We start from the raw sequence: 23,926 nt of genomic DNA, 5'->3' as shown, positions 1-23,926 counted from the left end.
CGCCGGGGTGGTCAGTCATGCCTAGATGGAGGAAACGTCATGGATGCCGAAGTCATCATTGCCGGGGCCGGACCGAACGGCCTCATGCTCGCGATCGAACTGCGCTTGGCCGGAGTCCAGCCGATCGTGCTGGAGAAACTGCCGGAGCGCAGTACGGTGCCGCGGGCCAACGGCCTCGTCGGTCAGGTCGTGCGAATGCTCGACCGGCGTGGGCTCTTCGAGCGGTTGAGCGGTACGACGGGTGCGCCGCAGCCGGCCCCTGGTTTCGTGTTCGGGGCGATGCCGTTACAGCTCGACGTACTCGAGGAGAACCCGGTCTACCTGCTCCAGGTGCCGCAGGTGCGGATCGAGGAGGTCCTGCAGGAGCGGGCGCTGGAGCTCGGAGCGGAGATCCGGCGCGGCCACGAGCTGCTCGGATTCACCCAGGACGCGGACGGGGTCACGGTGTCGCTGTCCGGGCCGGATGGGGAGTATCAGTTGCGGGCCGGCTACCTGGTCGGCGCCGACGGCGGTCGGAGCGTGACCCGCAAGCTCGCCGGCATCGACTTCCCCGGCGTCACCAACGACACGATGGTGTCGCGGACGGGTAGCGCTGCGGTGCCACCGGAGTACGTCCAGGACGGTCTGCTGAAGATCCCCGGGTACGGCGTCGTGCCGCCGTTCCTCCATCAGCGGACGGCGCGAGGCCTGTTCGTCTGGGCGCCGTTCCCGGGCCGGTTGCCAGCGATCAGCACGGGGGAGTGGGACGTGCCGCCGGATGTGGAGATGACCTTCGAGGAGCTGCAGGAGAGTGCCGATCGGGTGCTCGGCGTCCACCTTCCGTTGGCCGAGCCAACGGGTGACGGCGTGCGGCAGATGCGTCGGGTTGTCGGTGGCAACAGTCGGCTGGCTTCGCGTTTCCGGTCCGGACGGGTGTTGCTGGTCGGCGACGCCGCGCACGTGCACTCGGCAATCGGCGGTCCGGGACTGAATCTCGGTCTGCAGGACGCGGTCAACCTCGGCTGGAAGCTCGCGGCCGAGGTGCAGGGCCGGGCGCCGGCTGGACTGCTCGACACCTATGAGTCCGAGCGGCGGCCGGTGGGGCAGCGGGTGGTGATGCAGACGCAGGCACAGTCCGCGTTGATTGCGCCGGGCAATGAGGTGACCGCGTTGCGGGAGCTGTTCGGCGAGTTCCTGTCCGACGCGCAGAACGTGCAGCGGATCGCGGACCTGATCTCGGGTGCCGACATCAAGTACTCCACCGGTCAGCATCCGCTCGTCGGCCGTTGGGCGCCTGATCTGATGGTCGGCTCACAGCGGTTGGCCGAGCTGACGCGGACGGCTCAGCCGCTACTCATCGACCTGACTCCGGGCGCAGCATTCGCCGGCACCGCCGTACCGGATCGCGTCGAGGTGATCACTGCGCAGGCCGAGGCGCCGATCGCCTTGCTGATCAGGCCCGACGGGTACGTCGCCTGGGCTGCCGAGCAGGATGGGGTTGCCGAGCAGGACGGGCTGCGGGACGCGCTGGCACAGTGGTTTCAGGCACGGCCTTTGACGAGTGCGACGAGGTAGCGGCACGCCGTCGTACCCGGATTGTGGAAGGTCGTCGCTGATGGCGGCCCGAGCTGCAGGCAGTCGCCGGAGTACAGGTTGTGGACCTGCTGCCCTTCGTGGAAACGGAGGTGCCCGTCGAGGATCCACAGCTGCTGGTATTTGAAGATGTACGCATCGGCCGGGTAGGAGACCGACGCGCCGGCCGGCAGCTCCACCTCGACCAACTCCAAGGGTGACTCGGTCACCGGGGACACCGCGCGCCGGTGGTACCCGGTGATCGGGTCCGTCCAGACGGGCTGGTCGGCCGCGCGCCGCAGCAGCTCGCCGGTGTTCTCCGCGCGGGCGACCAGCTCGGACAACGTCATGCCGAGCGCTCCCGACAGCTTCCCCAGCAGTACGGCGGTGGGCTGCGCCTCGCCCCGCTCGATCTTGCCGATCATCGCCCGCGACACCCCCGACCGCTCCGCCAACGCGTTCACGGACAGGTCCTGCGCTGTGCGTGCCTGCTGCACGGTCGCGGCCAGAGAGCGAGACAGATCGTCAATCACGTTGCCACTATAGCGGCAGTTATGACTACTATCGTGTCATGGTTCAGGTTAGAGACGCCTCGGCGGCCGACGCCGAGGCCTGCGCGGCGATCTACGCCCCCTACGTCACCGGCTCCGCCATCACCTTCGAGATCGACCCGCCTGGCGCTCCGGAGATGGCCGAGCGGATCGCTCAGGCCCAATCGACCCACGCTTGGCTGGTCGCGGAAGACGCCGGCCTGGTCGTCGGCTACGCGTACGGCGGCCCGATGAAACCGCGCGCGGCGTACCGCTGGTCCTGCGAAGTCAGCGTCTACCTGGAGGCCGGCCGCCGCCGAACCGGCGCCGGCCGGGCGCTGTACGAGGCCCTCTTCACCCGCCTCACCCACCGCGGCTACCGCACCGCCGTCGCCGGCATGACGCTGCCGAACCCAGCCAGCGAAGGCCTGCACAAGTCGTTGGGCTTCGAACCGATCGGCACGTACCGAAACATCGGCTGGAAACTGGACAACTGGCACGACGTGGCGTGGGTCCAAAGGCCGCTCGCCGTACTGCCGGATCCGCCCGAAGAACCCAGGTAAACCCCCGCGCGCTCCGCAGCCCCTCTCGTCGCTCCGCTCCTCGGCACGCCCGCTACGCGCGCAACCCCACCCCCGGGCGCATCCCTTCCGGCTGGCGCCGTGCCGGACCGCGGACATCAGCTCAACTGTCCACAGTCCCCTCAGGTTGGTCGAGCAGGACTGTCAGTTCTTGGTGGGGTTGGTCATTGGGGGGCAGTCGTTGCCTGGTTTTGTAGTTAGTTCGAAGTGCCAGATTTCGTTGGAGAGGGTTTGGCACAGGCCGTAAAGGTTGCCGTGGCGGTTGAGCCAGTCGTCGGCGTCGGTGGGGCCGATGTCTACGGCGTGGCCGGTGACGTGGTGGGATTCGTCGGGTTCGGCGACGTACTCGAGGGCCTTCTTCTTGCTGCCGTACTTGCGGATGGCCTTGTCCAGCAGTTCTTCCTGGTACTTCTTGCTGCGCCAGCCGGTGGTGACCTGCAGCTTGATGCCGTCGTCCTTCATCGCGGTCTCGGCCTGCTGGACCGCCTTGCGGAGGGCGGGGTCGAGTTTGGCGATCCCGGGGAGGCTGGTGTCGTACGCGGACGTGTGGTCCGGGAGTACGCCGTCGGCGGCGCGGGGTGGTCCGCTCGGGCCGGCGGTGGACGGTGACGGGTCGTCCTGGGCCGAGGCCGCCGCGCATGACGTCAACGTGAGACTGGTGACTGCGGCAACGATCGCCAGGATGGTGGTCCGGTTGGCAATGCGGTGATCGGTCAGCATGTGACCAGTTCATCCAAGTCGATGTTGCGAGAGCGTCTGCAATTCCGAATACGTTTTCGATACGCCCGGCCTGGTTCAATAGCTGGTATGCGAGTGCTGGTCGTCGAGGACGAGGTGTATCTCGCCGAGGCGATCCAGGCGGGGCTGCGGCTGGAGGCGATCGCGGCCGACCTGGCGTTCGACGGCAACACCGCGCTGGAATCCGTGACGGTCAACGCGTACGACGTGGTCGTCCTGGACCGGGATCTGCCCGGCCTGAGTGGTGACGAGGTCTGCCGGCGGATCGTTGCGCAAGGCATCGGATGCCGGGTGCTGATGCTCACCGCTGCAGGGGATCTCGACGACAAGGTGGCCGGGTTCGAGCTCGGCGCCGACGACTACCTGACCAAACCGTTCGAGCTGCGCGAGCTCGTCGTACGCCTCCGGGCCCTGGTACGACGGCCTGCTGCCGCCACGCCGACCGTGATCGAGTACGCCGGTGTCCGCCTCGACCCGTACCGGCGCGAGGTGTACCGCTCCGGGCGGTACGTGAAGCTCGCGCGCAAGCAGTTCGCCGTACTGGAGGTCCTGATGGCGGCTCGTGGCGGGGTGATCAGCGCGGAAACGCTGCTCGAGAAGGCCTGGGACGAGAACGCCGACCCGTTCAGCAACTCTGTACGGCTGACGATCTCGGCGTTGCGGAAACGACTGGGTGATCCGTGGGTGATCCACACCGTGCCCGGTGTCGGGTACCGGATCGGCGAACCATGAGCGACGAACGGTTGATGACGTGGCGGCCGCGGCTGACGGTTCGGCTCCGGTTGACGCTGAGCTACGCGGGCCTGCTGGTCGTCGCCGGCGCCGTCGTGGCGTGCATCATCTGGTTGGTTTTCCGGATCGTGCCGAACTATCCGCTGACTGCCGCCAACCCGCGCGACCAAGAGCCCGCGCCGACCCGCGGGGAGATCCTTCATCTGGTGGTGACGCTGTCCGGGTGGGCGCTGGGATTCCTGGCGGTCATCGGGCTGGTCGGCGGGTGGTTCCTCGCGGGCCGGATGCTGAAGCCGTTGCAGGAGATCACGGCCGCGGCGCGGAAAGCGGCGAGCGGGTCGCTGGACCACCGGATCGGGCTGACCGGGATCCGGGACGAGTTCACCGATCTGTCGGACACGTTCGACCAGATGCTGGAGCGGTTGCAGCGGTCGTTCGAGCAGTACCGGCGGTTCGCGGCGAACGCCTCGCACGAGTTGCGCACGCCGCACGCGGTGATCAAGACGATGCTCGACGTGGCGCAGGCGGATCCGGAGCATCAGGACGTGCCGCAGCTGGTGAAGCGGCTGGCGAAGACCAACCAGCGCGGGATCAACATCGTGGAGACGCTGCTCAGCCTGACGGCGTTGAGCAACCGGGACGTGGAGTTGGACCCGGTCGATCTGTCCGCCGTACTGCGGTCCGCGTGGCCGGCGCTCTCGGCGGAGGCGGCCGAGGCTGGCGTGACGCTCTCGTCGGAGCTCGAAGAGTCGGTTGTTGAGGGCAACGATGTGTTACTGCATCAGGTGGTAACAAATCTGGTGCAGAACGCGATCCGGCACGGTGGTGGCGCCGTCTCGATGACGGTCGCGCGCGGGCGCCTCGTCGTACGGAACGGCGGCGCGCTCCTCGACCGTGCTGTGGTGCGGACGTTCGTCGAGCCGTTCGCGAAGAGCAGGTACGGCGCCGGGCACGGGCTGGGTCTGGCGCTGGTGGATCGGATCGTCGAGGTCCATCACGGGCGGTTGGAGTTGGTCGCGAATGGAGACGGTGGGCTGACCGCGACCGTCGTACTGCCCGAGGCTCACGTCGATAGCTGACCCGGCAAGGGGTTGGCCCGGTGTGCGGGAGAGGATGGTGCGGTGAGCGACGAACGACCTTCAGCCGACCGCCAGGTGACCGTACGACGTGCTGTCGAGGAGGACGATGCCGCGCTGCTCGCGATCGAGAAGGTCTCGTGGGACGCGTCGTCGGGGTTCCCGTCGTACCAGGACACCTTGAAGGACACGTTCTTCGCCCGCAGCGGTCCGGAGGCGCATCTGGTGGCCGAGTACGACGGCGAGGTCGTCGGCTACCTCCGCTTGCAGGACAAGTACCCGTTCCCGGAAGGCGCCGGCGTACTGACGATCAACGGCCTCGCGACCGCACCCACAGCGCGCCGCCTGGGCGTGGGATCCGCACTCCTGGACGCCGCCACGGCCGAAGGCGTACTCCGCGGCGCCCGCAAGATCAGCCTGCACGTCCACAGCACCAACGGCGCCGCCCGCCGCCTGTACGAACGCCACGGCTACGTCGTCGAAGGCACCCACCCCAACGAATTCCTCATCGAGGGCGACCTGATAGCCGCCCTCGACATGGCAAAGATGCTCTAACCGTCCGCGACACCTGCGGAGTTCGGAGTGACTACGGGTTGAGGCCGTGGTCGCGGAGCCAGGGTTCGGGGTCGATGGGGGCGCCGCCGTGGGGGAGGACCTCGAAGTGGACGTGGGGGCCGGTGGTGTTGCCGGTCATGCCGATGCGGCCGACCATGCTGCCGGCTTCGACGGAGTCGCCGACGGAGACGTCGAACTCCTCCATATGGCTGTACGACGTGACCGTGCCGTCGGCGTGCCGCACCTTGACCTGACGTCCGTACGCGCCTTCGAAGTCGGCCTGGATGACCTCGCCGGCCATCACCGAACGGACCGGCGTACCCATCGGGGCCGCGAAGTCGAGGCCGGTGTGGTTGTGGGCCCAGCGGCCGCCGGCCTGGTTGAAGCGGGCGGTCAGGTGGTAGCCGGTCGTCGGGAGGACGATCTTCGGCGCGGCCTTCGCGATGGCGGCGGCCTTCGCGATCGCCGCCTTCTTCGCCGCGGCCAGAGCCTTGGCCGAGTCGGCTGCCTTCTTCGCCGAGGCCGCCTTCGCGGCTGCCAGGGCGAGCGCCCGGCGCTGGGTCAGCGTCGCGTTCGCGGCCAGTTTCGCCGCGCGCTGCTGGGCGACCTTGTCGGCCGCGGCCTTGCGGGTCGACTCCAGCGACAGGTCGATCCGGGACGCGTCCCGCGACCCGAGGTCACGACGGTCGATCCGGGCCGAGGTGAGGGCGCCGGCCTGTGAGGGGCTCAGGCCGGTGCCCGCGTTCGTGGCAGCCGGACCGGCCGCGGACGAGCTGAGCCCGACGGCGGTGGTCCCGGCCGCGGCAGCCAGTGCGGCGGTCAGACCGATCAGCTGGGTACGGCGGGTTGCAAGGCGACTGATGGAGCGGTGCTTGGCCACCCGGCGCGGGGCAGCCGGGCGACGTGAAGCCGACCGATCTGTGTCCGGCACGTCTTGGTGAGTAGGCACGAGAAAACCTTCCAGGGAGGGACGTTCGCCGTCGAGGGGGGTACGGCGACCTCAACGACCATAACGAGGACGTCTCGAACGCCTCAAACACAGGTTGCGATCAGATCAACGAAATCGAACACGCTCAGTGAAGCCGTCCTGCCGCCTTGTACGCGCTCAGGCGTGAACCTGCCCAATGAAGACTCAACTATCGGCGTGACGCGGATCACCGGCCGATTGGCGCCGGGCAGGCCCTCCGGACCGGTATAACCCGTCCATATATTGAGAGCTTTGTCGACCGACTTACTAAACTTTCAATGGCGTCCCATACTGAAATGACACGAGTGACGAGAGGAGACGGAGATGACGCGCAAGCCGCCGTACTACCGCCTCCACATCGACCTTCTCCGGGTCTCCAGCGCACTGTGTCTGCGCTGACCTGAGTCACCGCGCATCCCGCTGACGGCGTCCGTCCGGACGCCTGCCGCCCCTGCCCTCCGTCGATGTAGGGCCCGCGAAGCCTGCCCACCGCCAGGGAGTCTCATCGTGTCCACCACTTCAGTCACGTCTGTGTCCGGTGCCTCCGGTCCACCGGCGTCCGCAGTACCGCTCGAAGCCGACCTGCCTGTCGTCGCCCGCCGGCATCCGTGGCGCTGGGTCGGCGTCGCGGTCGTGCTCGTCCTGCTCGCCATGTTCGTGCACGGTCTCGCCACCAACCCGGGCTGGGACTGGCCGACGTTCTTCCAGTTCTTCGCCACGAAGACGATCTTCTCCGCGCTCTGGGTGACCGTGCAGCTGACCGTGTACGGGACGGTGCTCGGGTTCGTCCTCGGCGCCGTGCTCGCGTCGATGCGCTTGTCCAGCAGCCCGTTCCTGCAAGTAGTTGCCTGGGGCTACATCTGGGCGTTCCGCTCGATCCCGTTGATCGTGCAGCTGTTGTTCTGGTTCAACATCGCGTACCTGTACCAGCAGTTGAGCATCGGCATTCCGTTCGGACCGGAGTTCGTGCACTTCAGTACCAACAACCTGTTCGGTCCGCTCGGCGCCGCCGTACTCGGGCTCGCCTTGCACCAGGCCGCGTACGCCGCGGAGATCATCCGCGGCGGAATCATTTCCGTCGACGCCGGCCAGGTCGAGGCCGCGGCGGCGCTGGGGATCCCTCGCGGCCGGCAGTTTTTCCGGATCGTGCTGCCGCAGGCGATGCGGTCGATCCTGCCGAACGGCGCGAACGAGGTGATCAGCCTGTTCAAGGGCACGTCGATCGTCTCGGTGATGGCGATCCCGGAGCTCTTCTACCAGGTGCAGGTGATCTACGGCCGGAACAGTCGCGTCGTACCGCTGCTGATGGTGGCGACGGTCTGGTACATCGTGCTGACCACGCTGCTGTCGATCGTGCAGTACTACGTGGAGCGCCGCTTCGCCCGAGGTACGAAGCGATGATCGACGTCAAGGGTGTGCACAAGAGCTTCGGCGATCTCGAAGTACTCAAGGGGATCGACCTCGAGGTACCGGCCGGTGCCGTGACCGTGATCCTCGGACCGTCGGGATCGGGCAAGTCGACGCTGCTGCGGTCGATCAACCACCTGGAGAAGGTGGATCGCGGGCTGGTCCGGATCGACGGCGAGCTGATCGGGTACAAGCGGCGCGGCAACAAACTGCACGAGTTGCGCGAGCGGGAGATCCTGCGGCAACGATCGCAGGTCGGGTTCGTGTTCCAGACCTTCAACCTGTTCGGGCATCTGACCGTGCTGCAGAACGTGGTCGAGGCGCCGGTGTCCGCACAGCGGCGCAAGCGCAGCGAGGTGGAGCCGTACGCGCGGGAACTCCTGGAGCGGGTCGGCGTCGGTGACAAGGCCGACGCGTACCCGCGCCAGCTGTCCGGCGGCCAGCAGCAACGCGTCGCGATCGCCCGCGCGCTGGCCCTGAAACCGAAGGTCCTGCTGTTCGACGAACCCACCAGCGCGCTCGACCCGGAGCTGGTCGGCGAGGTCCTCGACGTGATCAAGGAACTCGCCCGCGACGGCGCCACGATGGTCGTCGTCACCCACGAGATCGGCTTCGCGCGGGAGATCGCCGACACGGTGGTCTTCATCGATGGCGGCCGGATCGTCGAGTCGGGTTCACCGCGCGAGGTGCTCGACAACCCTGTCCACGAGCGCACTCGCGCCTTCATCTCCAAGGTTCTCTGATGAAACGGTTTCTGGTCCTTTCCGTCGCGCTGCTCACCCTCGCGGGGTGCGGCGCCCAGGCGACCGCTGCCTCGGACACCGGGGTGAACACCGCCGCCGAGCAGAACCGGGTCACCACTACTCGCAATGACGCCGCTGCCGCCTTGCTGCCGGCCAAGGTTCGCGAGCGCGGAACGTTGATCGTCGGCGGCGGATTCGGTTCCGGCAGCGTGCCGCTCGGGTTCTACGCCGACGACAACAAGACCCCGATCGGGCTCGAGGTCGACATCGCGTACCTGGTCGCCGAGGCCCTCGGGCTGAAACCGGAGATCGAGGTGACGAGCTGGGAGAACCTGTTCGTCGGGCTCGATTCCGGCAAGTACGACGTGGGGTTCTCGAACATCACCGTGACGGAGAAGCGCAAGCAGAAGTACGACTTCGCGACGTACCGCAAGGACGACATCGCGTTGGAGGCGAAGAAAGGCGGCAGCTGGCGGGTCGCCGGCGGGAAGGACATCGCCGGCAAGACGATCGCGGTCGGGTCCGGGACGAACCAGGAGAAGATCCTGGTCGACTGGAACGAGGCGAACGTCAAGGCTGGGTTGCCGGCGGCAACGATCAAGTACTTCCAGAAGAACACCGATACGTACCTGGCGTTGAGTTCCGGGCGGATCGACGCGTACCTCGGGCCGAACCCGTCGATCGCGTACCACGTGAAGACCTCCGGCGAGACCGAGACGATCGGGAAGTTCTCCGGCGCCGGTCCGACGCTGCAAGGGTTGATCGCGGCGACGACGAAGAAGGACGACGGACTGGTGCGGGCCTACCAGGCGGCGCTGAACGCGGTGATCGCGGACGGCAGCTACACCAAGGTCCTCGACCGCTGGAACGTCCCCACCGAAGCGGTCGACAAGTCCGAGATCAACCCACCCGGCCTCCCACTGACGAGCTGAGGACAACTGATGAGAAAACGTTGGAGTTTGTTGGTCGGGATCGTTGTGCTGGCCGCGGCCGGCTGTGCGGATCCGCAGACCAGTGCGCCGGCGCAGGGTGGCGACGCATCGCAGGTTGCCTTCGACACGTCCGCAAAGCAGACGCACATCACCTCGGCGAAGGTGGACAGTATCGCGGCCGAGTTGCCGGCCAAGGTGAGGGAGAGCGGGAAGCTTGTTGTGGGCAACGGGTCTGCGGGTGGTGGGCTGCCGCCGCTCGGGTTCACCGCGGACGACAACAAGACGCCGATCGGGGTCGAGATCGACATCGCGTACCTGGTCGCGAGTGTGCTCGGGTTGCAGGCCGAGATCGACACGACCAGCTGGGAGAACCTGTTCCTCGGGCTGGACTCCGGCAAGTACCAGGTCGGGATCTCGAACATCGGCGTGTCCGAACTGCGCAAGGAGAAGTACGACTTCGCGACGTACCGGCTCGGCCTGCACGCGTTCGAGGCGAAGAAGGGATCCGGGCTGAAGGTCTCCGGCCCGGCCGACATCTCCGGGAAGACCGTCGCGGTCAGCTCCGGCACCCTCCAGGAGGCGATCCTGGTCGACTGGAACAAGCAGAACGTCGCGGCCGGCCGCAAGCCCGCGAACCTCAAGTACTACCAGCAGGCCGCGGACACCTATCTCGCGCTGCAGTCCGGCCGGATCGACCTGTACCTCGGCCCGAACCCGAACGCGTCGTACCACGTCGCGACCCAGCATCAGACCGAGATCGTCGGCACTGTCTCGTCCAGCTACCCCGTGCAGGGCGTGGTCGGGATCACCACCAAGAAGGACGACGGCCTGGTCAAGCCGCTCGCCGACGCGCTCAACGCCGCGATCGCGGACGGCAGCTACGCGAAGGTTCTGGCCAAGTGGGGCCTGCAGGCCGAGGCCGTCCCGAAGTCCCTGATCAACCCGCCCGGCCTGCCGAAGAAATAGGAGAACTCAATGGCCACCATTGCAACGATCTCCAGTAGTCCGTCGATCCCGTCGCGCACCGACGCGGTTCTCGACTATGTCACCAAGCGGCTGATCAGCCACGGTCACACCGTCACGCCGATCGTGTTGCGGGACCTTCCGGCCGAGCCGCTGGTGCGAGGACAGGCCGATCATCCGGAGATCGCCGCGGCCGCCGCGGTGCTCGAGAACGCGGATGCCGTCGTCGTCACAACCCCGGTCTACAAGGCGGCGTACTCCGGGCTGTTGAAGGTGTTCCTCGATCTGCTGCCGCAGTACGCGCTGAAGGGCAAGACGGTGTTGCCGTTGGCAACGGGCGGTACGCCGGCACACGTGCTGGTGATCGACTACGCGCTGCGCCCGGTGCTCACGAGCCTCGGGGCGGGCGCGATCGGGCAGGGATGGTTCGTGTTGTCCTCGCACATCACGATGTACGACGGGGGTGGGCTGCTGCTCGATCCGGCCGCGTCGGTGCCGCTGTACCAGGTGACGGAGGCCTTTCTCGCGACGGTCGAGGGCGGGCAGGTCGTCGAGAGCGAGGTGGTGCAGGCGGCCGCCGTCGAGGCGGTTCGCGCGCGGCCTGACGATCCCGAGGCGGCGCCGCTGCTTGCGGATCTCGTGGTCGAGTACAGCACTCGGTACGGGCGGACGAACGCGAACACGCAGCTGACCGAAGTACCGCCGTCGGACTTCCACGGCGAGAGTGGCGGGGCGTTCGTGCTGCTGCGGTTCGGCGGGCAGACGGTGGCCGGAGGCGCTGTTCGCCGGTACGACGACGAGACGGCCGAGGTCAAACGGATGTGGACGTCGCATCTGCATCGACGGCAAGGGCTGGGACGTCGGGTGCTGGCGGAGCTGGAAGCGGCGGCGCTTGACCTCGGGTATCGGCGGCTCTATCTGACGACCGGTCCGCGTCAGCCGGAGGCGGCTGCTCTCTATCTGGCGGCCGGGTTCGAACCGCAGTTCGACACGTCGGCCGATCCCGAATCGATCGGCCCGTTGCGGTTCACGAAGGAGATTCCGGTGGCTTTGAAGGTGGCGTCATGATCGTTGGTCTCGAGATCGATGGTGCGGGTGGGGATCCGGCTGCTTGGCGTGGGTCCGAGGTTGATCCGCGGGCGATTCTCACCGGTGAGTTGGCAGTACGCGCGGTGCAGCGGGCGGAGGCGGCGGGGATCGACTTCGCCACGTTCGTGGACGCCCTCGAGGCGCCGGACGACGTACCTGATCGGGTGAGTGTTCGGCTGGATGCGTTGGGGCTGGCCGCGCGGGTCGCGCCGCTGACGCAGCGGATCGGGTTGCTGCCGACGATCACTGTCACGCATACCGAGCCGTTCCACGTGCAGGCGTCGGTTGCGACGCTCGACCACATCTCAGGTGGGCGCGGCGGGTGGGTCGCGGATGTGTCGTCGTCGGCCGAGGCCGCTGCGGTGATCGGGCGACGCGAGCCGGCATCGGCTGCCGAGACGTGGCGCGAGGCGCGGTACGTCGTCGATGTGAGCCGGCGACTGTGGGACTCCTGGGAGGACGACGCGATCATCCGCGACGCGTCGACGGGCCGGTACGTCGACCGGGACAAGCTGCACTACGTCGCATTCGAGTCTCCGACGTTCAGCGTCAAAGGGCCGTCGATCGTTCCGCGCTCACCCCAAGGGCATCCGATCACAGCGGTCCGGGTCAACACCCCTGAGGCTTTGGAGGCAGCCGGTGACGCCGACCTCGTGCTGCTGCCCGAATCGGAGGACTTGCCTACCCGGCTGGCTCCGTTGGTGGTCGTGTCGGTGGTGGTGCGGCCGCATGTCGATGGGGTGGAGCAGTTGGTTGAGCTGATCGCGGAGTGGGCTGCGGCGGGGGCTGACGGCGTACATCTGCGGCCGGGGTCGCTCGAGCTTGATGTGCCGGTGATCGCGGACGAGCTGATTCCGCGGTTGCGGGAGCGTGGACTGGTCGGGGCGGCGGACCGTGGTGGGAGCTTGCGGGGCCGGCTCGGGTTGGGGCGGCCGGCGAACAGGTACGTAGGGAGTGGGCGATGAGTAAGCAGATTCATCTGGCCGCACATTTTCCGGGTGTGAACAACACGACGGTCTGGGCGGACCCGCAGGCCGGTTCGCAGATCGAGTTCGGTTCGTTCCGGCACCTGGCGGAAACGGCCGAGCGTGGGACGTTCGACTTCTTCTTCCTGGCCGAGGGTCTGCGGCTGCGTGAGGTGAAGGGCATGATCCACGACCTCGACGTCGTCGGCCGGCCGGAATCGTTGACGGTACTGAGCGCGCTGGCCGCGGTGACCACGCACCTGGGCCTGGCGGCGACGGTGAACTCGACGTTCAACGAGCCGTACGAGCTGGCGAAGCGACTGTCCACCCTGGACCACGTTTCCGGCGGTCGCGCAGCCTGGAACGTCGTGACGTCCTGGGACGCGTTCACCGGCGAGAACTTCCGCCGCGGCGGGTATCTCGACAAGGCGGATCGGTACGTCCGCGCCCAGGAATCGTTGCGGATCGTGCGGAAACTCTGGGATTCCTGGACCGAGGACCAGCTGGTCCTCGACCAGGCGGCAGGGGCGTTCGCCCGCGAGGGCGCTGGGGCCTTCGCGGACGAAGGCGCCCACTTCGACATCCGCGGCCGGTTCGGTCTGCCGCCGTCGCCACAAGGCCGGCCGGTGATCATCCAGGCGGGTGACAGCGAACAGGGTCGGGAGTTCGCGGCCTCGGACGCGGACGTGATCTTCAGCCGGCACGGGACGTTCCAGGCCGGGCAGACCTTCTACAAGGACGTGAAGTCGCGGCTTCCGAAGTACGGCCGGAGCGAGGAGTCGTTGAAGATCATGCCCGCGGTGACGGTCGTGGTCGCCGACACGGACGACGAGGCGATCGAGAAGGCGGCGTACATCCGGGAACAGCAAGTTTCCGGTCCGACCGCGCTGGTGCTCGCCGAACTGCTGTGGGGTCGCGACCTCTCGGCGTACGACCCGGACGGTCCGTTGCCGGCCGAGGACCCGGTGGTGGGTTCGTCGGTGACGCAGGGGCGGGTCGGGTACAACGACCCGTTCCCGATCGTCGCGGAGTGGCGGGCGCAGGCCGAGGCACATGGCTGGTCGCTCCGGCAGACGGTGATCAACCAGCAGAACCGTCAGACGTTCATCGGATCGCCCACCACGGTCGCCGAGGCCATCAACCACCACGTCCAGGCGGACGCCGCCGACGGTTTCGTACTTGTTCCGCACCTCACTCCGAGCGGCCTCGACGAGTTCGTCGACCGGGTTGTGCCGTTGTTGCGGGACCGCGGCGCCTTCCGCGACGAGTACGCCGGTACGACGCTGCGGGATCACCTAGGGCTGCAGGCATGAGCGTCGCCGAGCTGCATCCCTGGAAGGAGCCGACGGCAACGATCGTGTTCGTCGGCGGAGGCCCGCGGACGGTGGGGTTGCTGGAGCGGTTCGCGGCCAACGCGTCGGAGTTGCTCGACGGGCGCGACGTACACCTCCATGTGGTGGATCCGTACCCGGTCGGTGGTGGGCGGATCTGGCGCCGGGAGCAGTCGCGGCTGCTGTGGATGAACTCGATGACGTCGGACGTGACGATCTTCACCGACGAGTCGGTCGAGTGCGACGGACCGATCGTGCCGGGGCCGGACCTCGCGACCTGGGTCGCCGGTGAGGGTGCGGTGATCCTGGAGAAGGCCGGGCTGGAGCAGCCAGGGCCGATGGACTTCCCCCCGCGGCTGGTACAGGCGGAGTACCTGGCGTGGGTGTGGGAGCGCGTCGTCCGCGATCACCCCGCGACCGTGACCACCCATCGCGAGCGAGCGGTCGAGCTCACCGCGGACCAGCGGGTGATCCTCGAGTCCGGTGCGGAGATCGCGGCCGACGCGGTGGTACTTGCCCTCGGCTACCTGGATCGGTTGCCCACGGCATCGGAATCCGCCTGGGCCGCGCAGGCCGCGGACGCCGGCCTGACGTACATCCCGCCCGGTTACACGGCCGACGTCGACCTCGACGGGCTGTGGCCGAAGTCGCCGGTGATCGTCCGTGGATTCGGGCAGGCGTTCATCGACCTCATGGTCCTGCTCACCGAGGGCCGCGGCGGGTGGTACGACGAGCGCGACGGGCTGCTCACGTATCACCCGTCCGGCGACGAGCCGGTGCTGTACGTCGGGTCGCGGCGCGGCGTGCCGTACCACGCGAAGCTCGGCTACACCGTCGCCGGGACGAAGCCGGTCGCCACGCGGTACCTGACCAAGGCGGCGCTGGGTGATGGGCGGCTCGATTTCGACCGGGATGTCGCGCCGCTGATCGAGAAAGAACTGGCCTACGCCCACTACGAACAACTCTTCACCGCCCACCCCGAGCGAGTCCGCTCGTCGTGGGAGGAGTTCGCGAAGGCCTTGGACGACTGGACACCGCGGGGCCGCGGTGTATCGGATGCCGCCTTCGAGGCGGCGGTTGGGGTCGCTGTTCCCGGCCCGGCGGATCGGTTTGTTCGGGGTGAGGTGGATCGGCCGTTGGCTGGGCGGGTGTTCGAAGACCGCGAGGGCTTCGAGCGGTTCATGACGGGGCTGATCGAGGACGACCTCGTCCGGCGGGCGGATCCGTCCTACTCGGCCGATCTCGCGGTCTTCAACGCGCTGCTCAGTATCTACAGCGTCTTGTCGCGGGCGATCACCGATGGGCAGTTGTCGGACGAGGATCGGGTGCGCAAGGTCGAGACCGAGTGGCACGGGTTCTTCTCGTTCGTCGCCAGTGGACCGCCGCCGCGGCGCTTGGAGGAACTGCTCGCGCTCCACCGGGCCGGGATCGTCCGGTTCGCCGGCCCGGATCTTGATGTTGCTATCGACAACGATCACTTCGTTGCCAAGAGCCCCGGCGTCGACGGGGAGATCCACGCCCGGGCCTTCGTCGAGGCACGGTTGCCGCGACCCGACGTACTCGCGACGACCGATCCGCTTCTCCGCGGTCTGCTGGATTCCGGCGCACTCGCGGCCGACGAACTGTTCGCTGCCGACGGAACAAGCCTCGGTGGCGGGCAGCTCAAGGCGGACTCCGGTTGCCGCGCGATCCATTCCGACGGGTCCACGCACGAAACGCTGTTCCTGCTCGGACCGTCCGTTTCCGGCTCGGCCGGCTCGTCGGGGTTCTCCCGGCCGCACTTCAACGGTCCCGGTTTCCGGCAGAACGACGCCGTTGCCCGCGACCTGCTCAAGCTGCTCGCACCCACCGTACGGAAGGAAGAACGCCATGCCAGTTGAGTTCCTGGGCATCGCCGGGACCAACCCTGCCAGCGAGGTGACGCCGCGAACCGGCGGCCCACTGGACCTGGAGTACACGGCCAAGCTCGCCCGCGCCCACGAGGACAACGGCTGGGACCGGATCCTGTTCGCCTACCATTCCGGCTCACCCGACCCGGCCCAGGTCGCGACGTACGTCGCCGGCCGCACCGGCCACATCAACCTGGTCGTCGCGCACCGGCCGAACGTCGCCTACCCGACCCTGACCGCGAAGACGTTCGCGACCCTGGACCACATCAGCGGCGGCCGGTTCGAGGTGCACGTGATCACCGGCGGCTCGACCGCCGACCAGGCCGCCGAGGGCGACTTCCTCGCCAAGGACGATCGCTACGGGCGGACGGCCGAGTTCATCCAGATCCTCAAGCAGGCCTGGACGTCGGACGAGCGGTTCGATTTCGACGGCAAGCACTACCGCTTCGAGCAGTTCCTGGCCGACATCAAACCGCTCCAGCAACCGCGGCCGCGGATCTCGTTCGGTGGTTCCTCCGCTGCGGCGTACGCCGTCGGTGCGGCCGAGGCGGACATCTTCGCGCTCTGGGGCGAACCGCTCGCCGGGACCCGCGAGCAGCTCGCGACCATCGACGCCGAAGCGTCGAAGGCGGGTCGCGTGGACCCGCCGACCATCCAGATCGCGTTCCGGCCGATCATCGCGCCGACCGAGGAACTCGCCTGGGAGAAGGCGGAAAACGTTCTCGGCCGCATCAAGGAGGTCCGGGCCGGCGGCGTGCCGGCGAGCACCCGGCTGCGCTCGAAGAACCCGGAGAACGCGGGCTCGCAGCGGTTGCTGAAGGCGGTCTCGGCCGGCGAGCGGCACGACCGGGCGCTCTGGACCGCACCGACCGGCCTGACCGGCGGTGGCGGAAACTCCACGGCACTCGTCGGAACGCCGGAAACAGTTGCCGCCGCACTCCTCGACTACTACGACCTCGGGATCCGGATCTTCTCCGCCCGCGGCTACGACATCTACGACGACGCGGTCGACTTCGGCCGCTACGTCATCCCGCTGGTCCGCTCGGAAGTAGCCCACCGCGAGCAAAGGAAAGCATCATGACTGTTGTTTCCGATCTCGAGCAGGACTGGCACACCTGGCACGCGGCGCGCGAACGCGACCTGGACACCGACTACGGCTGGCTGTCCGTTGTCGCCTTCGACTGGCTGCCCGCATCGCCGGTCGCTCTCCCCAGCCTGCCAGGCATCTGGTGGGCCGACGACCAGCGCGCACACGTGACGGCCGATGGGCAGCTGACCCTCAGCGGCGAGCCCGTGAACGGCACCGTGTCCGCCAGCGTCCCCGAAGCCGGTTCACTCAGCTGGCTGTTGTACGGCGATCGCCTGGTCGAGCTGGTGCTCCGCGGCGGGCGGTACGCCGTACGGCAGCGGGATCCGCACGCTTCGACGAGGCGGGACTTCACTGGCGTTCCGACGTACCCGCTGGATGACGGCTGGGTTGTGACGGGGTACTTCACTCCGAAGGTGAAGCCGGAGCGGGTGGAGGTGTCCACCGCGCGGGAGGACCTGCGGCAGTACGTGACCGCGGTCGGCGCGGTGCATGTGGCGCTGGGCGGCACGGCGTACGAACTGGTTGCCACCGCGGCGGGGGACGGTCGACTGAACCTGTCCTTCCACGACAAGACGAATGGTGAGGAGACGGCGCCCTGGCGGACGGTGACGACTGGACCGGTCGCACGGGACGGATCAGTGGTCATCGACTTCAACCGGACGATCAACCTGCCGTTCGCGTTCACGGCGTACGGGACCTGCCCGGCGCCGGTGGCCGGCAACCGCCTCGGCCTGCCGGTGACCGCGGGCGAGAAGAAGCTCCGATGAAGTTCTGTACCTACACGCTGATCGACAACTCGCCCGATCCGATCAGCGGGGTGCAGTTGACTCCGGCCGAGCGGTTCCAGCACGTCGTACGGCAGGCGCAGTGGGCAGAGGAGCTGGGCTTCGACGGGTACGGCGTGGGGGAGCGGCATGCGCAGCGCTTCATCTCGTCGTCTCCACCGGTCGTACTGTCCTATATCGCGGCGGTGACGTCGCGGATCCGGCTGCTGACGACGGTGACTGTTCTGTCGCTGCTGGACCCGGTCCGGGTGGCGGAGGACTACGCGACGCTGGACCAGCTGTCGGGTGGGCGGCTCGACATCATCATCGGGAAGGGAAACGACCCGGACCAGAACGCGCTGTTCGGGTACGAGCTGGACGGGCAGTGGGACCGCAACCGGGAGAAGTACGAGCTGCTCCGGCGACTGCTGCGGGAGACCGGAGTGACGTGGTCGGGCCAGTACCGCCCGGCGTTGGCGGACGCGACCACTCAGCCCCGTCCCTACCGGACCGACGGCATCCCGCTGTGGCACGGCTCTGCGTCGTCGACCGAGTCCACTGAGCTGGCCGCGCGCTGGGGCGACCCGTTGTTCTCGGCGAACGGGTTCCATCCGCTGGAGAAGTACGCCGGGTTGATCCGGCACTACCGGGAGCGCTGGGAGGCGTACGGACGCGATCCGGCCGCTGCTGTGGTCGGTGCGGGGTTCAACGGGCTCTACGTCCGCAAGAGTTCACAGGAGGCCGTCGGGGGGTACCGGCCGATCTTCGACGCGTTCATGGACTCACCGGGGGCACGGCACAACCAGCTGCCGTTCCGGACGCTGGAGGAGTTCCTCGAGGGCGGATCGGTGCTGGTCGGGTCGCCGGAGCAGGTGATCGACAAGTTCGGCCGGTACCAGGAGGCGTTCGGCCATCAGCTGTCCGGCATCTCGCTGGAGGTCGACGGACTCCCGGAGGACGAGAACCGGGAGTCCGTCGAGACCTTCGTCACAGAGGTGATGCCGGTACTGCGCTCGTCGTACCCGAGCCGCGTCTGGACCGGCTAGCCGTACGTCGGGAACTGCGGCCAGCCCTCCGGGGAGTCCTCCCAGTCCTCCTGGCGACCGTACGGCGCGTGGTCGAGGAGGTGGTTGACGAACAGCAACCGGTCGACCCCACGCGAGCCGGTCGAGTACGTGCGGTACACGGTGTCGCCGTCGCGCAGGAACATGTTGAGGAGGAATCCGCCGCCCGCGCCGCAGTCGGCCGAGAACGTCGTACCCGCAGATGACGCGAACGGGACGCTCCAGCCCATCTTGGTCCAGTAGCCGGTCATCTGGTCGAGTGGCATGTCGGACACGGTCGCCCACGCGACACCGCTCCGGGCCAGGACGTCGAGGTTGGAGACGTGCTTGGTGAAGAACGTGCAGCCCGGGCAGAAGTGGTCCGGGCCGGAGTGCATGAACTGGTAGAGCGCGAGCTGCTGCTGGTCACCGAACAGCTCCCGCAGCGTCAGCGGCCCGTCCGGCCCCGCGAACGTGTATTCACCGAACTCCACCATCGGCAGCCGCCGGCGCTGTGCGGCGATCCGGTCCTGCTCCCGAGTGGCCGCCTTCTCCGCCACTAGGAGCTCCGCGCGAGCCTTCTCCCACTCCTCGGCCGACACAACATTCGGCAGTGCAGTCATGATCTGTCCTCTCTTCTTCTGGGTCCTACACCTCTGACGAAGCCGATCAGGGCTCATCGACATCGGATTTCTGCCAATTGCAGACGACTATGGGCTCCCGGTGCCCGGACCGATAGGACTGTGCTCATGAGGATCGCGATTCTGGGCGGGACCAGGTTCATCGGCAGGGCTGTTGTGGAGCGGCTGACGGCGGAGGGCCACACGCTGCTGGTGGTGCACCGCGGCGACCACGAGCCGGACGGCCTGGTGCCGGTCGAGCACGCGCACGTCGACCGCCACGACGGTACGGCGCTCGCTGCGGCACTGAAGCCGTTCGACCCGGAGGCACTGATCGACATCTCCGGGATGAACGCGGCGGCTGCCGACGCGGCGCTCGGTGCGGTCGGGGAGTCGGTGAAGCTGATCGCCATGTCCAGCTGCGACGTGTACCGCGCGTACGACGGGGTGCACTCGGACCGGACCACGGACGCGCTGCCCCTGACCGAGGAGTCGCCGCTGCGGGAACGGCGCTTCGTCGACGGACCGAAGTACGAGAACCTCGAGATGGAGGAGCGGTACCTGCCACGCGGGGCGACCATCCTCCGGCTGGGGGCGGTGTACGGCGAGCACGACTACCAGCGGCGGTTCGAGTTCGTACTGCGCCGGGTACGGGCCGGCCGGAAGCGGATACCGGTCGGGTCCGGGCAGTTCCTGTTCAGCCGCGTGTACGTCGGGGACGTGGCGGCCGCTGTGTCCTTGGCGCTCGGAGGCGAGTTCCCGGGCGCGTTCAACCTGGCCGAGCCGTCGACTGCGCCGTACCGGCTGTTCGCCGAGCAGATTCTGGCGGCCGCCGACGCTGATGGGGTCGAGCTCGTGAAGGTGCGGGACGACCTGCTGCCGGAGGATCTGGACCTCACCGGGACCGTCGATCAGCACCTGATGGTCGACTCGTCGAAGGCGCGGACCGTGCTCGGCTGGGCGCCGGTGGACCCGGCCGGGACGTTGCGGACCTCGGTCCGCTGGCACCTGGCGAACCCGCCGGCCGACGCGTCGGACGACTTCTCCGCCGATGACGCCCTGCTGGACTGAAATTTGGTCAGAACCACTCCGGGGAACCGGTATGATTTCCGGGACGGACTGAGGGGCCTGCAGGGTGTGGCCAGCTCGATTTCACATCGGGGTGGCGGACCGTGTAATCTCTCTCCTCGGCCCGCCCCTTTAGCTCAGTCGGCAGAGCGTCTCCATGGTAAGGAGAAGGTCTACGGTTCGATTCCGTAAAGGGGCTCTGAGCACGGCATCCCACCTCCGGGTGGGATGACGAACTCTCCCGGCGGGGTAGCTCAGGTGGTTAGAGCACACGGCTCATAATCGTGGTGTCGCGGGTTCGACTCCCGCCCCCGCTACCACCAACGCAGTATCTCGAGAGTGCGATCACCTCAGTTGCGCACTCCTGAACAGAAGAGGCAGCAGTGGCCAAGTCAACCGACATTCGCCCGAAGATCACCCTGGCGTGCACGGTCTGCAAGGAGCGGAACTACATCACCAAGAAGAACCGGCGTAACGACCCGGATCGTCTTGAGCTGAAGAAGTACTGCCACCGGTGCAACGACCACACCGACCACCGCGAGACCCGCTGACCTCAGCTTCGCTTCGCACAAGGCCGCTTCGGATCGCCGAAGCGGCCTTCTGCTGTGCCCTCAAACGGTCAGGATCGGGCGGCCGCCCTCGTAAGCGGTAAGACGCTCGTCACGCGGAGTGAGGCAGCAGGAACCGCACAGCGTGCCCTTCCCGACCTCGCTCGTGTAGTAGAGGCAGCACGTGTTGCGCAGGTAGACAAGCTTGCCGGCCGCGACCTCGACGTCGCCGAGCCTGGCCAGTCCGCCGGGCGCCTTGGCCACGAAGGTCCGCCAGCGGTCGAGCAGGTGCTCCGGTTCCACGGTCACCTCCTCGCGGGTCGCGGCGCAGAATCCCATCGCACAGCCGGCCGCGACCGCGCCATGGACCTGGCGGAGCCCGGCCCGCGTCCGCCGGTGCAGTTCCTCGGACAGTGGGAGCAGGTGCTGTCGCAGTACGACGTCGTACAGCGTCTCCAGTCCGCCGGGGAGGAAGTCGGCGGAGCGTACGGCGACTGCGGCGAGGCCGTGGCCATCGTGCGGGCGGACCCAGAGGTTCCGCGGGCGGATGTCGAGGACGCGGCCCTCCAGCGCCCAGAGCAGGAGCGCGGTCGCCGGTGCGCGGCCGGCGTAGAACGACAGCATGCTGAGCGCGTTCGCGTGGGCGGTGCGGTGGTCGCTGGCCTCGTCGTCGCGTTTGAGCAGCTCGGTGAGCTCGGGGCTGCCCGGCTCCAGGATCCGGTCCACGCGCAGCCACTCGTCGCCTTCCGGCACACCGATCTCGAGCTGGTACCTCGGGGCGTATTTCGCCAGCGCCGCCACTGCCGTCACTGATCAAACCTTCCTGGCATCGTGGGCGGCGGAAACCCGTGGAACAGTCTGCCAGTAGGCTTCGGGGATATGACGATCGACGCCACGATGGTCGGCCGGAGCTACGCGGCCGCCGAGTCCTACCAGGTCGGCCGGGAGAAGATCCGCGAGTTCGCCGCCGCGATCGGCGACCCGAATCCGGCGTACACCGGAGCTGACGCGGTGGCGCCGCCGACGTTCGCGTTCATGCTCGGCAGCCGCGCGCTCGAGCAGCTGCTGAACGACGAGGAGCTCGGCCTGCGGCTGGACCGGATCGTGCACGGCGCGCAGAAGTTCAGCTACACCCGCCCGATCAAGGCCGGCGACGACATCGCCGCGACCGCGACCATCACCACCGTCCGCAAGGCCGGTGACGTCGAGGTGATCATGTACGAGACCGCCCTGACCACCGTCGACGGCGAACCGATCGCCACGTCGACCTCGACGATCTCGCACAACCGGGGTGAGTCGTGATCGAGGTAGGCACCGAGCTGCCGGCGCTGACCGTCACCTTCCGGCGCGAGGACCTGGTCCGGTACGCCGGGGCGAGCGGCGACTTCAACCCGATCCACTGGAGCGACCGGATGGCCGCGGCACTCGGGCTGCCCGGTGTGATCGCGCACGGCATGCTCACGATGGCGTCCGCGGTGCGGGTCGTCACGGACTGGATCTCCGACCCGGCTGATCTGCTCGAGTACGGCGTACGGTTCACCAAGCCCGTCGTCGTACCGGATGACGACAAGGGTGTGAACGTGACGTTCTCGGCGAAGGTCGACAAGGTCACCGACGGTAAGGCCGAGATCGACATCACGGCGGTCGCCGGCGAGGAGAAGGTGCTCGGCCGGGCCAGGGCGGTCGTGCGCGTCCGGTGAGAACGCATGTGTCGCTGGCCGACTACACCACGCTGCGGATCGGCGGGTTGGCCGACAAGTTCGTCGAAGTCAGTACCGAGGACGACCTGATCACCGCGGTTCGCGACGCCGATGCCGCCGGGGAGCCGGTGCTGCTGCTGTCAGGCGGTAGCAACGTGGTGATCGGGGACGACGGGTTTCGCGGGACCGTGATCAAGATCGCCACCTCGGGTATCCGGGTCGAGGCGGACCTGTGCTCCGGGGCGATGGTGCACGTCGCGGCCGGTGAAGACTGGGACGGCGTCGTGCAGCGCGCGATCGCGGAGGAGTGGAGCGGGCTCGAGTCGATGTCCGGGATCCCCGGGCTCGCCGGATCGACGCCTGTGCAGAACGTCGGCGCTTACGGTCACGAGGTCGCCGAGACGATCGCGTCGGTCCGGGTGTGGGACCGCACGCTGAGCAAGGTCGAGACGATCTTCGCCGCCGAGTGTGGGTTCAGCTACCGCAACTCCCGCTTCAAGGCGGACCCGTCGCGGTACGTCGTACTCGAAGTCACGTTCCAGTTGACGCTGGGCGACCTGTCAGCAGAGGTCGGGTACGCCGAGCTCGCCCGGGTCCTCGACGTCGATCCAGGATCCCGCGCGCCGATGACCGACGTACGCGAGGCCGTCCTGGGCCTGCGCCGCAGCAAGGGCATGGTCCTCGACCCGGCCGACCACGACACCTGGAGCGCCGGCTCCTTCTTCACCAACCCCATTCTCGACACCCCCGCCGAGGTCCCCGCCGGCGCACCCCAGTGGCCCCAACCCGACGGCCGAGTCAAAACCAGCGCCGCCTGGCTGATCGAACACGCCGGCGTCTCCAAGGGCTTCACCGTCGGCGCCGCCGCCGTCTCCACCAAACACACCCTGGCCCTGACCAACCGCGGCAACGCCACAGCCAAAGAACTCCTCACCCTGGCCACCCACGTCCGCACCCAGGTCCAACAAGCCTTCACCATCACCCTGGTCAACGAACCGGTCCTGGTGAACTGCACGCTGTAATCGCGTACCGAAGAACGGGTAG

27 protein-coding genes and 2 tRNA genes are annotated in these 23,926 nt (G+C 67.9%); 24 read left to right on the top strand and 5 right to left on the bottom strand.

Annotated elements, in window-relative coordinates; all coding sequences use genetic code 11:
• The first annotated feature begins 39 nt into the window (after positions 1 to 39).
• Complete coding sequence (locus OHA18_RS09635; RefSeq protein ID WP_329003559.1) at positions 40 to 1,554, top strand: FAD-dependent monooxygenase; 1,515 nt, start codon at positions 40 to 42, stop codon at positions 1,552 to 1,554.
• Here the strand turns inward: OHA18_RS09635 and OHA18_RS09630 are convergent.
• Complete coding sequence (locus OHA18_RS09630; protein WP_329003558.1) at positions 1,521 to 2,084, bottom strand: helix-turn-helix domain-containing protein; 564 nt, start codon at positions 2,082 to 2,084, stop codon at positions 1,521 to 1,523. The genes OHA18_RS09635 and OHA18_RS09630 overlap by 34 nt on opposite strands.
• Positions 2,085 to 2,122: 38 nt before the next feature.
• On the opposite strand from OHA18_RS09630, the gene OHA18_RS09625 reads away from it, so the two are divergent.
• Complete coding sequence (locus OHA18_RS09625) at positions 2,123 to 2,644, top strand: GNAT family N-acetyltransferase (RefSeq protein ID WP_329003557.1); 522 nt, start codon at positions 2,123 to 2,125, stop codon at positions 2,642 to 2,644.
• Positions 2,645 to 2,806: 162 nt separating this feature from the next.
• Here OHA18_RS09625 and OHA18_RS09620 read toward each other — a convergent pair whose 3' ends face one another.
• The gene (locus tag OHA18_RS09620) at positions 2,807 to 3,382 is read right to left on the bottom strand and encodes a M15 family metallopeptidase (protein ID WP_329003556.1); all 576 of its coding nucleotides are present in this window, start codon (positions 3,380 to 3,382) and stop codon (positions 2,807 to 2,809) included.
• A gap of 87 nt (positions 3,383 to 3,469) precedes the next feature.
• Between OHA18_RS09620 and OHA18_RS09615 the strand changes: the two genes are divergently transcribed.
• The 3 genes from OHA18_RS09615 to OHA18_RS09605 are packed head-to-tail and all read left to right on the top strand — an operon-like array spanning position 3,470 to position 5,763.
• On the top strand, positions 3,470 to 4,132 hold the full coding sequence (locus tag OHA18_RS09615; RefSeq protein WP_329003555.1) for a response regulator transcription factor: 663 nt from the start codon (positions 3,470 to 3,472) through the stop codon (positions 4,130 to 4,132).
• On the top strand, positions 4,129 to 5,211 hold the full coding sequence (locus OHA18_RS09610; RefSeq protein WP_329003553.1) for a sensor histidine kinase: 1,083 nt from the start codon (positions 4,129 to 4,131) through the stop codon (positions 5,209 to 5,211). The genes OHA18_RS09615 and OHA18_RS09610 overlap by 4 nt, the downstream gene beginning before the upstream one ends.
• 42 nt (positions 5,212 to 5,253) lie before the next feature.
• The gene (locus tag OHA18_RS09605; protein ID WP_329003552.1) at positions 5,254 to 5,763 is read left to right on the top strand and encodes a GNAT family N-acetyltransferase; all 510 of its coding nucleotides are present in this window, start codon (positions 5,254 to 5,256) and stop codon (positions 5,761 to 5,763) included.
• A 31-nt stretch (positions 5,764 to 5,794) separates the two neighbouring features.
• Here the strand turns inward: OHA18_RS09605 and OHA18_RS09600 are convergent, their stop codons facing one another.
• On the bottom strand, positions 5,795 to 6,712 hold the full coding sequence (locus tag OHA18_RS09600) for a M23 family metallopeptidase (protein WP_329003551.1): 918 nt from the start codon (positions 6,710 to 6,712) through the stop codon (positions 5,795 to 5,797).
• 342 nt (positions 6,713 to 7,054) lie between these two features.
• Here OHA18_RS09600 and OHA18_RS43295 point away from each other — a divergent pair, with 342 nt between their 5' ends.
• The 12 genes from OHA18_RS43295 to OHA18_RS09545 all read left to right on the top strand — a co-directional run bounded on the left by OHA18_RS43295 (position 7,055) and on the right by OHA18_RS09545 (position 18,949).
• Positions 7,055 to 7,129 carry a putative leader peptide gene (locus OHA18_RS43295; RefSeq protein WP_355483003.1) on the top strand — a complete coding sequence of 25 codons (75 nt, stop codon included), beginning with the start codon at positions 7,055 to 7,057 and terminating at the stop codon, positions 7,127 to 7,129.
• A 108-nt stretch (positions 7,130 to 7,237) separates the two neighbouring features.
• A complete protein-coding gene (locus tag OHA18_RS09595) occupies positions 7,238 to 8,131 on the top strand; it encodes an amino acid ABC transporter permease (RefSeq protein WP_329003550.1) in 894 nt (297 codons plus the stop codon).
• Complete coding sequence (locus tag OHA18_RS09590) at positions 8,128 to 8,880, top strand: amino acid ABC transporter ATP-binding protein (protein ID WP_329003549.1); 753 nt, start codon at positions 8,128 to 8,130, stop codon at positions 8,878 to 8,880. The genes OHA18_RS09595 and OHA18_RS09590 overlap by 4 nt, the downstream gene beginning before the upstream one ends.
• Entirely contained in the window at positions 8,880 to 9,812 is a 933-nt protein-coding gene (locus tag OHA18_RS09585) for an ABC transporter substrate-binding protein (protein WP_329003547.1), read from the top strand. Before OHA18_RS09590 ends, OHA18_RS09585 begins: the two co-directional genes overlap by 1 nt.
• A gap of 9 nt (positions 9,813 to 9,821) precedes the next feature.
• Positions 9,822 to 10,778, top strand: coding sequence for an ABC transporter substrate-binding protein (locus OHA18_RS09580; RefSeq protein WP_329003546.1), 957 nt, complete (start codon positions 9,822 to 9,824; stop codon positions 10,776 to 10,778).
• Between the two features lie 9 nt (positions 10,779 to 10,787).
• Positions 10,788 to 11,843 (top strand): NADPH-dependent FMN reductase, encoded by a 1,056-nt coding sequence (gene ssuE, locus OHA18_RS09575; protein WP_329003544.1) that lies wholly within the window; start codon positions 10,788 to 10,790, stop codon positions 11,841 to 11,843.
• The gene (locus OHA18_RS09570) at positions 11,840 to 12,829 is read left to right on the top strand and encodes an LLM class flavin-dependent oxidoreductase (protein ID WP_329003543.1); all 990 of its coding nucleotides are present in this window, start codon (positions 11,840 to 11,842) and stop codon (positions 12,827 to 12,829) included. The genes ssuE and OHA18_RS09570 overlap by 4 nt, the downstream gene beginning before the upstream one ends.
• Positions 12,826 to 14,142 carry an NtaA/DmoA family FMN-dependent monooxygenase gene (locus tag OHA18_RS09565; protein ID WP_329003542.1) on the top strand — a complete coding sequence of 439 codons (1,317 nt, stop codon included), beginning with the start codon at positions 12,826 to 12,828 and terminating at the stop codon, positions 14,140 to 14,142. Before OHA18_RS09570 ends, OHA18_RS09565 begins: the two co-directional genes overlap by 4 nt.
• A complete protein-coding gene (locus OHA18_RS09560; protein WP_329003540.1) occupies positions 14,139 to 16,040 on the top strand; it encodes an FAD/NAD(P)-binding protein in 1,902 nt (633 codons plus the stop codon). The genes OHA18_RS09565 and OHA18_RS09560 overlap by 4 nt, the downstream gene beginning before the upstream one ends.
• Positions 16,030 to 17,130, top strand: coding sequence for an LLM class flavin-dependent oxidoreductase (locus OHA18_RS09555; protein WP_329003538.1), 1,101 nt, complete (start codon positions 16,030 to 16,032; stop codon positions 17,128 to 17,130). The genes OHA18_RS09560 and OHA18_RS09555 overlap by 11 nt, the downstream gene beginning before the upstream one ends.
• On the top strand, positions 17,127 to 17,906 hold the full coding sequence (locus tag OHA18_RS09550; RefSeq protein WP_329003536.1) for a DUF1684 domain-containing protein: 780 nt from the start codon (positions 17,127 to 17,129) through the stop codon (positions 17,904 to 17,906). Before OHA18_RS09555 ends, OHA18_RS09550 begins: the two co-directional genes overlap by 4 nt.
• Positions 17,903 to 18,949 carry an LLM class flavin-dependent oxidoreductase gene (locus OHA18_RS09545; protein ID WP_329003534.1) on the top strand — a complete coding sequence of 349 codons (1,047 nt, stop codon included), beginning with the start codon at positions 17,903 to 17,905 and terminating at the stop codon, positions 18,947 to 18,949. The genes OHA18_RS09550 and OHA18_RS09545 overlap by 4 nt, the downstream gene beginning before the upstream one ends.
• On the opposite strand, the gene OHA18_RS09540 is transcribed toward OHA18_RS09545, so the two are convergent.
• Positions 18,946 to 19,569 carry a DUF899 family protein gene (locus OHA18_RS09540; RefSeq protein WP_329003532.1) on the bottom strand — a complete coding sequence of 208 codons (624 nt, stop codon included), beginning with the start codon at positions 19,567 to 19,569 and terminating at the stop codon, positions 18,946 to 18,948. The two genes, OHA18_RS09545 and OHA18_RS09540, sit on opposite strands and share 4 nt — an antisense overlap.
• Positions 19,570 to 19,695: 126 nt before the next feature.
• On the opposite strand from OHA18_RS09540, the gene OHA18_RS09535 reads away from it, so the two are divergent.
• The 4 genes from OHA18_RS09535 to rpmG all read left to right on the top strand — a co-directional run bounded on the left by OHA18_RS09535 (position 19,696) and on the right by rpmG (position 21,185).
• Complete coding sequence (locus OHA18_RS09535; RefSeq protein WP_329003531.1) at positions 19,696 to 20,637, top strand: NAD-dependent epimerase/dehydratase family protein; 942 nt, start codon at positions 19,696 to 19,698, stop codon at positions 20,635 to 20,637.
• Positions 20,638 to 20,760: 123 nt separating this feature from the next.
• A tRNA-Thr gene (locus OHA18_RS09530) sits at positions 20,761 to 20,833 on the top strand.
• A 44-nt stretch (positions 20,834 to 20,877) separates the two neighbouring features.
• Positions 20,878 to 20,954, top strand: a tRNA-Met gene (locus OHA18_RS09525).
• 63 nt (positions 20,955 to 21,017) lie between these two features.
• Positions 21,018 to 21,185, top strand: coding sequence for a 50S ribosomal protein L33 (gene rpmG / locus OHA18_RS09520; RefSeq protein ID WP_130384703.1), 168 nt, complete (start codon positions 21,018 to 21,020; stop codon positions 21,183 to 21,185).
• 60 nt (positions 21,186 to 21,245) lie between these two features.
• Here the strand turns inward: rpmG and OHA18_RS09515 are convergent, their stop codons facing one another.
• Positions 21,246 to 21,992, bottom strand: a complete 747-nt coding sequence (locus OHA18_RS09515) for a hypothetical protein (RefSeq protein ID WP_329003529.1) — start codon at positions 21,990 to 21,992, stop codon at positions 21,246 to 21,248.
• A gap of 69 nt (positions 21,993 to 22,061) precedes the next feature.
• Between OHA18_RS09515 and OHA18_RS09510 the strand changes: the two genes are divergently transcribed.
• From OHA18_RS09510 to OHA18_RS09500, 3 genes are read left to right on the top strand one after another with little or no spacing between them, the layout of a single operon-like run.
• Positions 22,062 to 22,484, top strand: coding sequence for an FAS1-like dehydratase domain-containing protein (locus OHA18_RS09510; RefSeq protein ID WP_329003528.1), 423 nt, complete (start codon positions 22,062 to 22,064; stop codon positions 22,482 to 22,484).
• Positions 22,481 to 22,882 carry a MaoC/PaaZ C-terminal domain-containing protein gene (locus tag OHA18_RS09505; RefSeq protein WP_329003526.1) on the top strand — a complete coding sequence of 134 codons (402 nt, stop codon included), beginning with the start codon at positions 22,481 to 22,483 and terminating at the stop codon, positions 22,880 to 22,882. Before OHA18_RS09510 ends, OHA18_RS09505 begins: the two co-directional genes overlap by 4 nt.
• Positions 22,879 to 23,904 carry a UDP-N-acetylmuramate dehydrogenase gene (locus tag OHA18_RS09500; RefSeq protein ID WP_329003525.1) on the top strand — a complete coding sequence of 342 codons (1,026 nt, stop codon included), beginning with the start codon at positions 22,879 to 22,881 and terminating at the stop codon, positions 23,902 to 23,904. Before OHA18_RS09505 ends, OHA18_RS09500 begins: the two co-directional genes overlap by 4 nt.
• Positions 23,905 to 23,926 lie beyond the last annotated feature (22 nt).

The sequence above is a fragment of the Kribbella sp. NBC_00709 genome, assembly GCF_036226565.1.
Lineage (GTDB): Bacteria > Actinomycetota > Actinomycetes > Propionibacteriales > Kribbellaceae > Kribbella.
The sequence above is the reverse complement of the archived record's forward strand: the minus strand, read 5'-3'. Positions and strand labels throughout refer to the sequence as shown.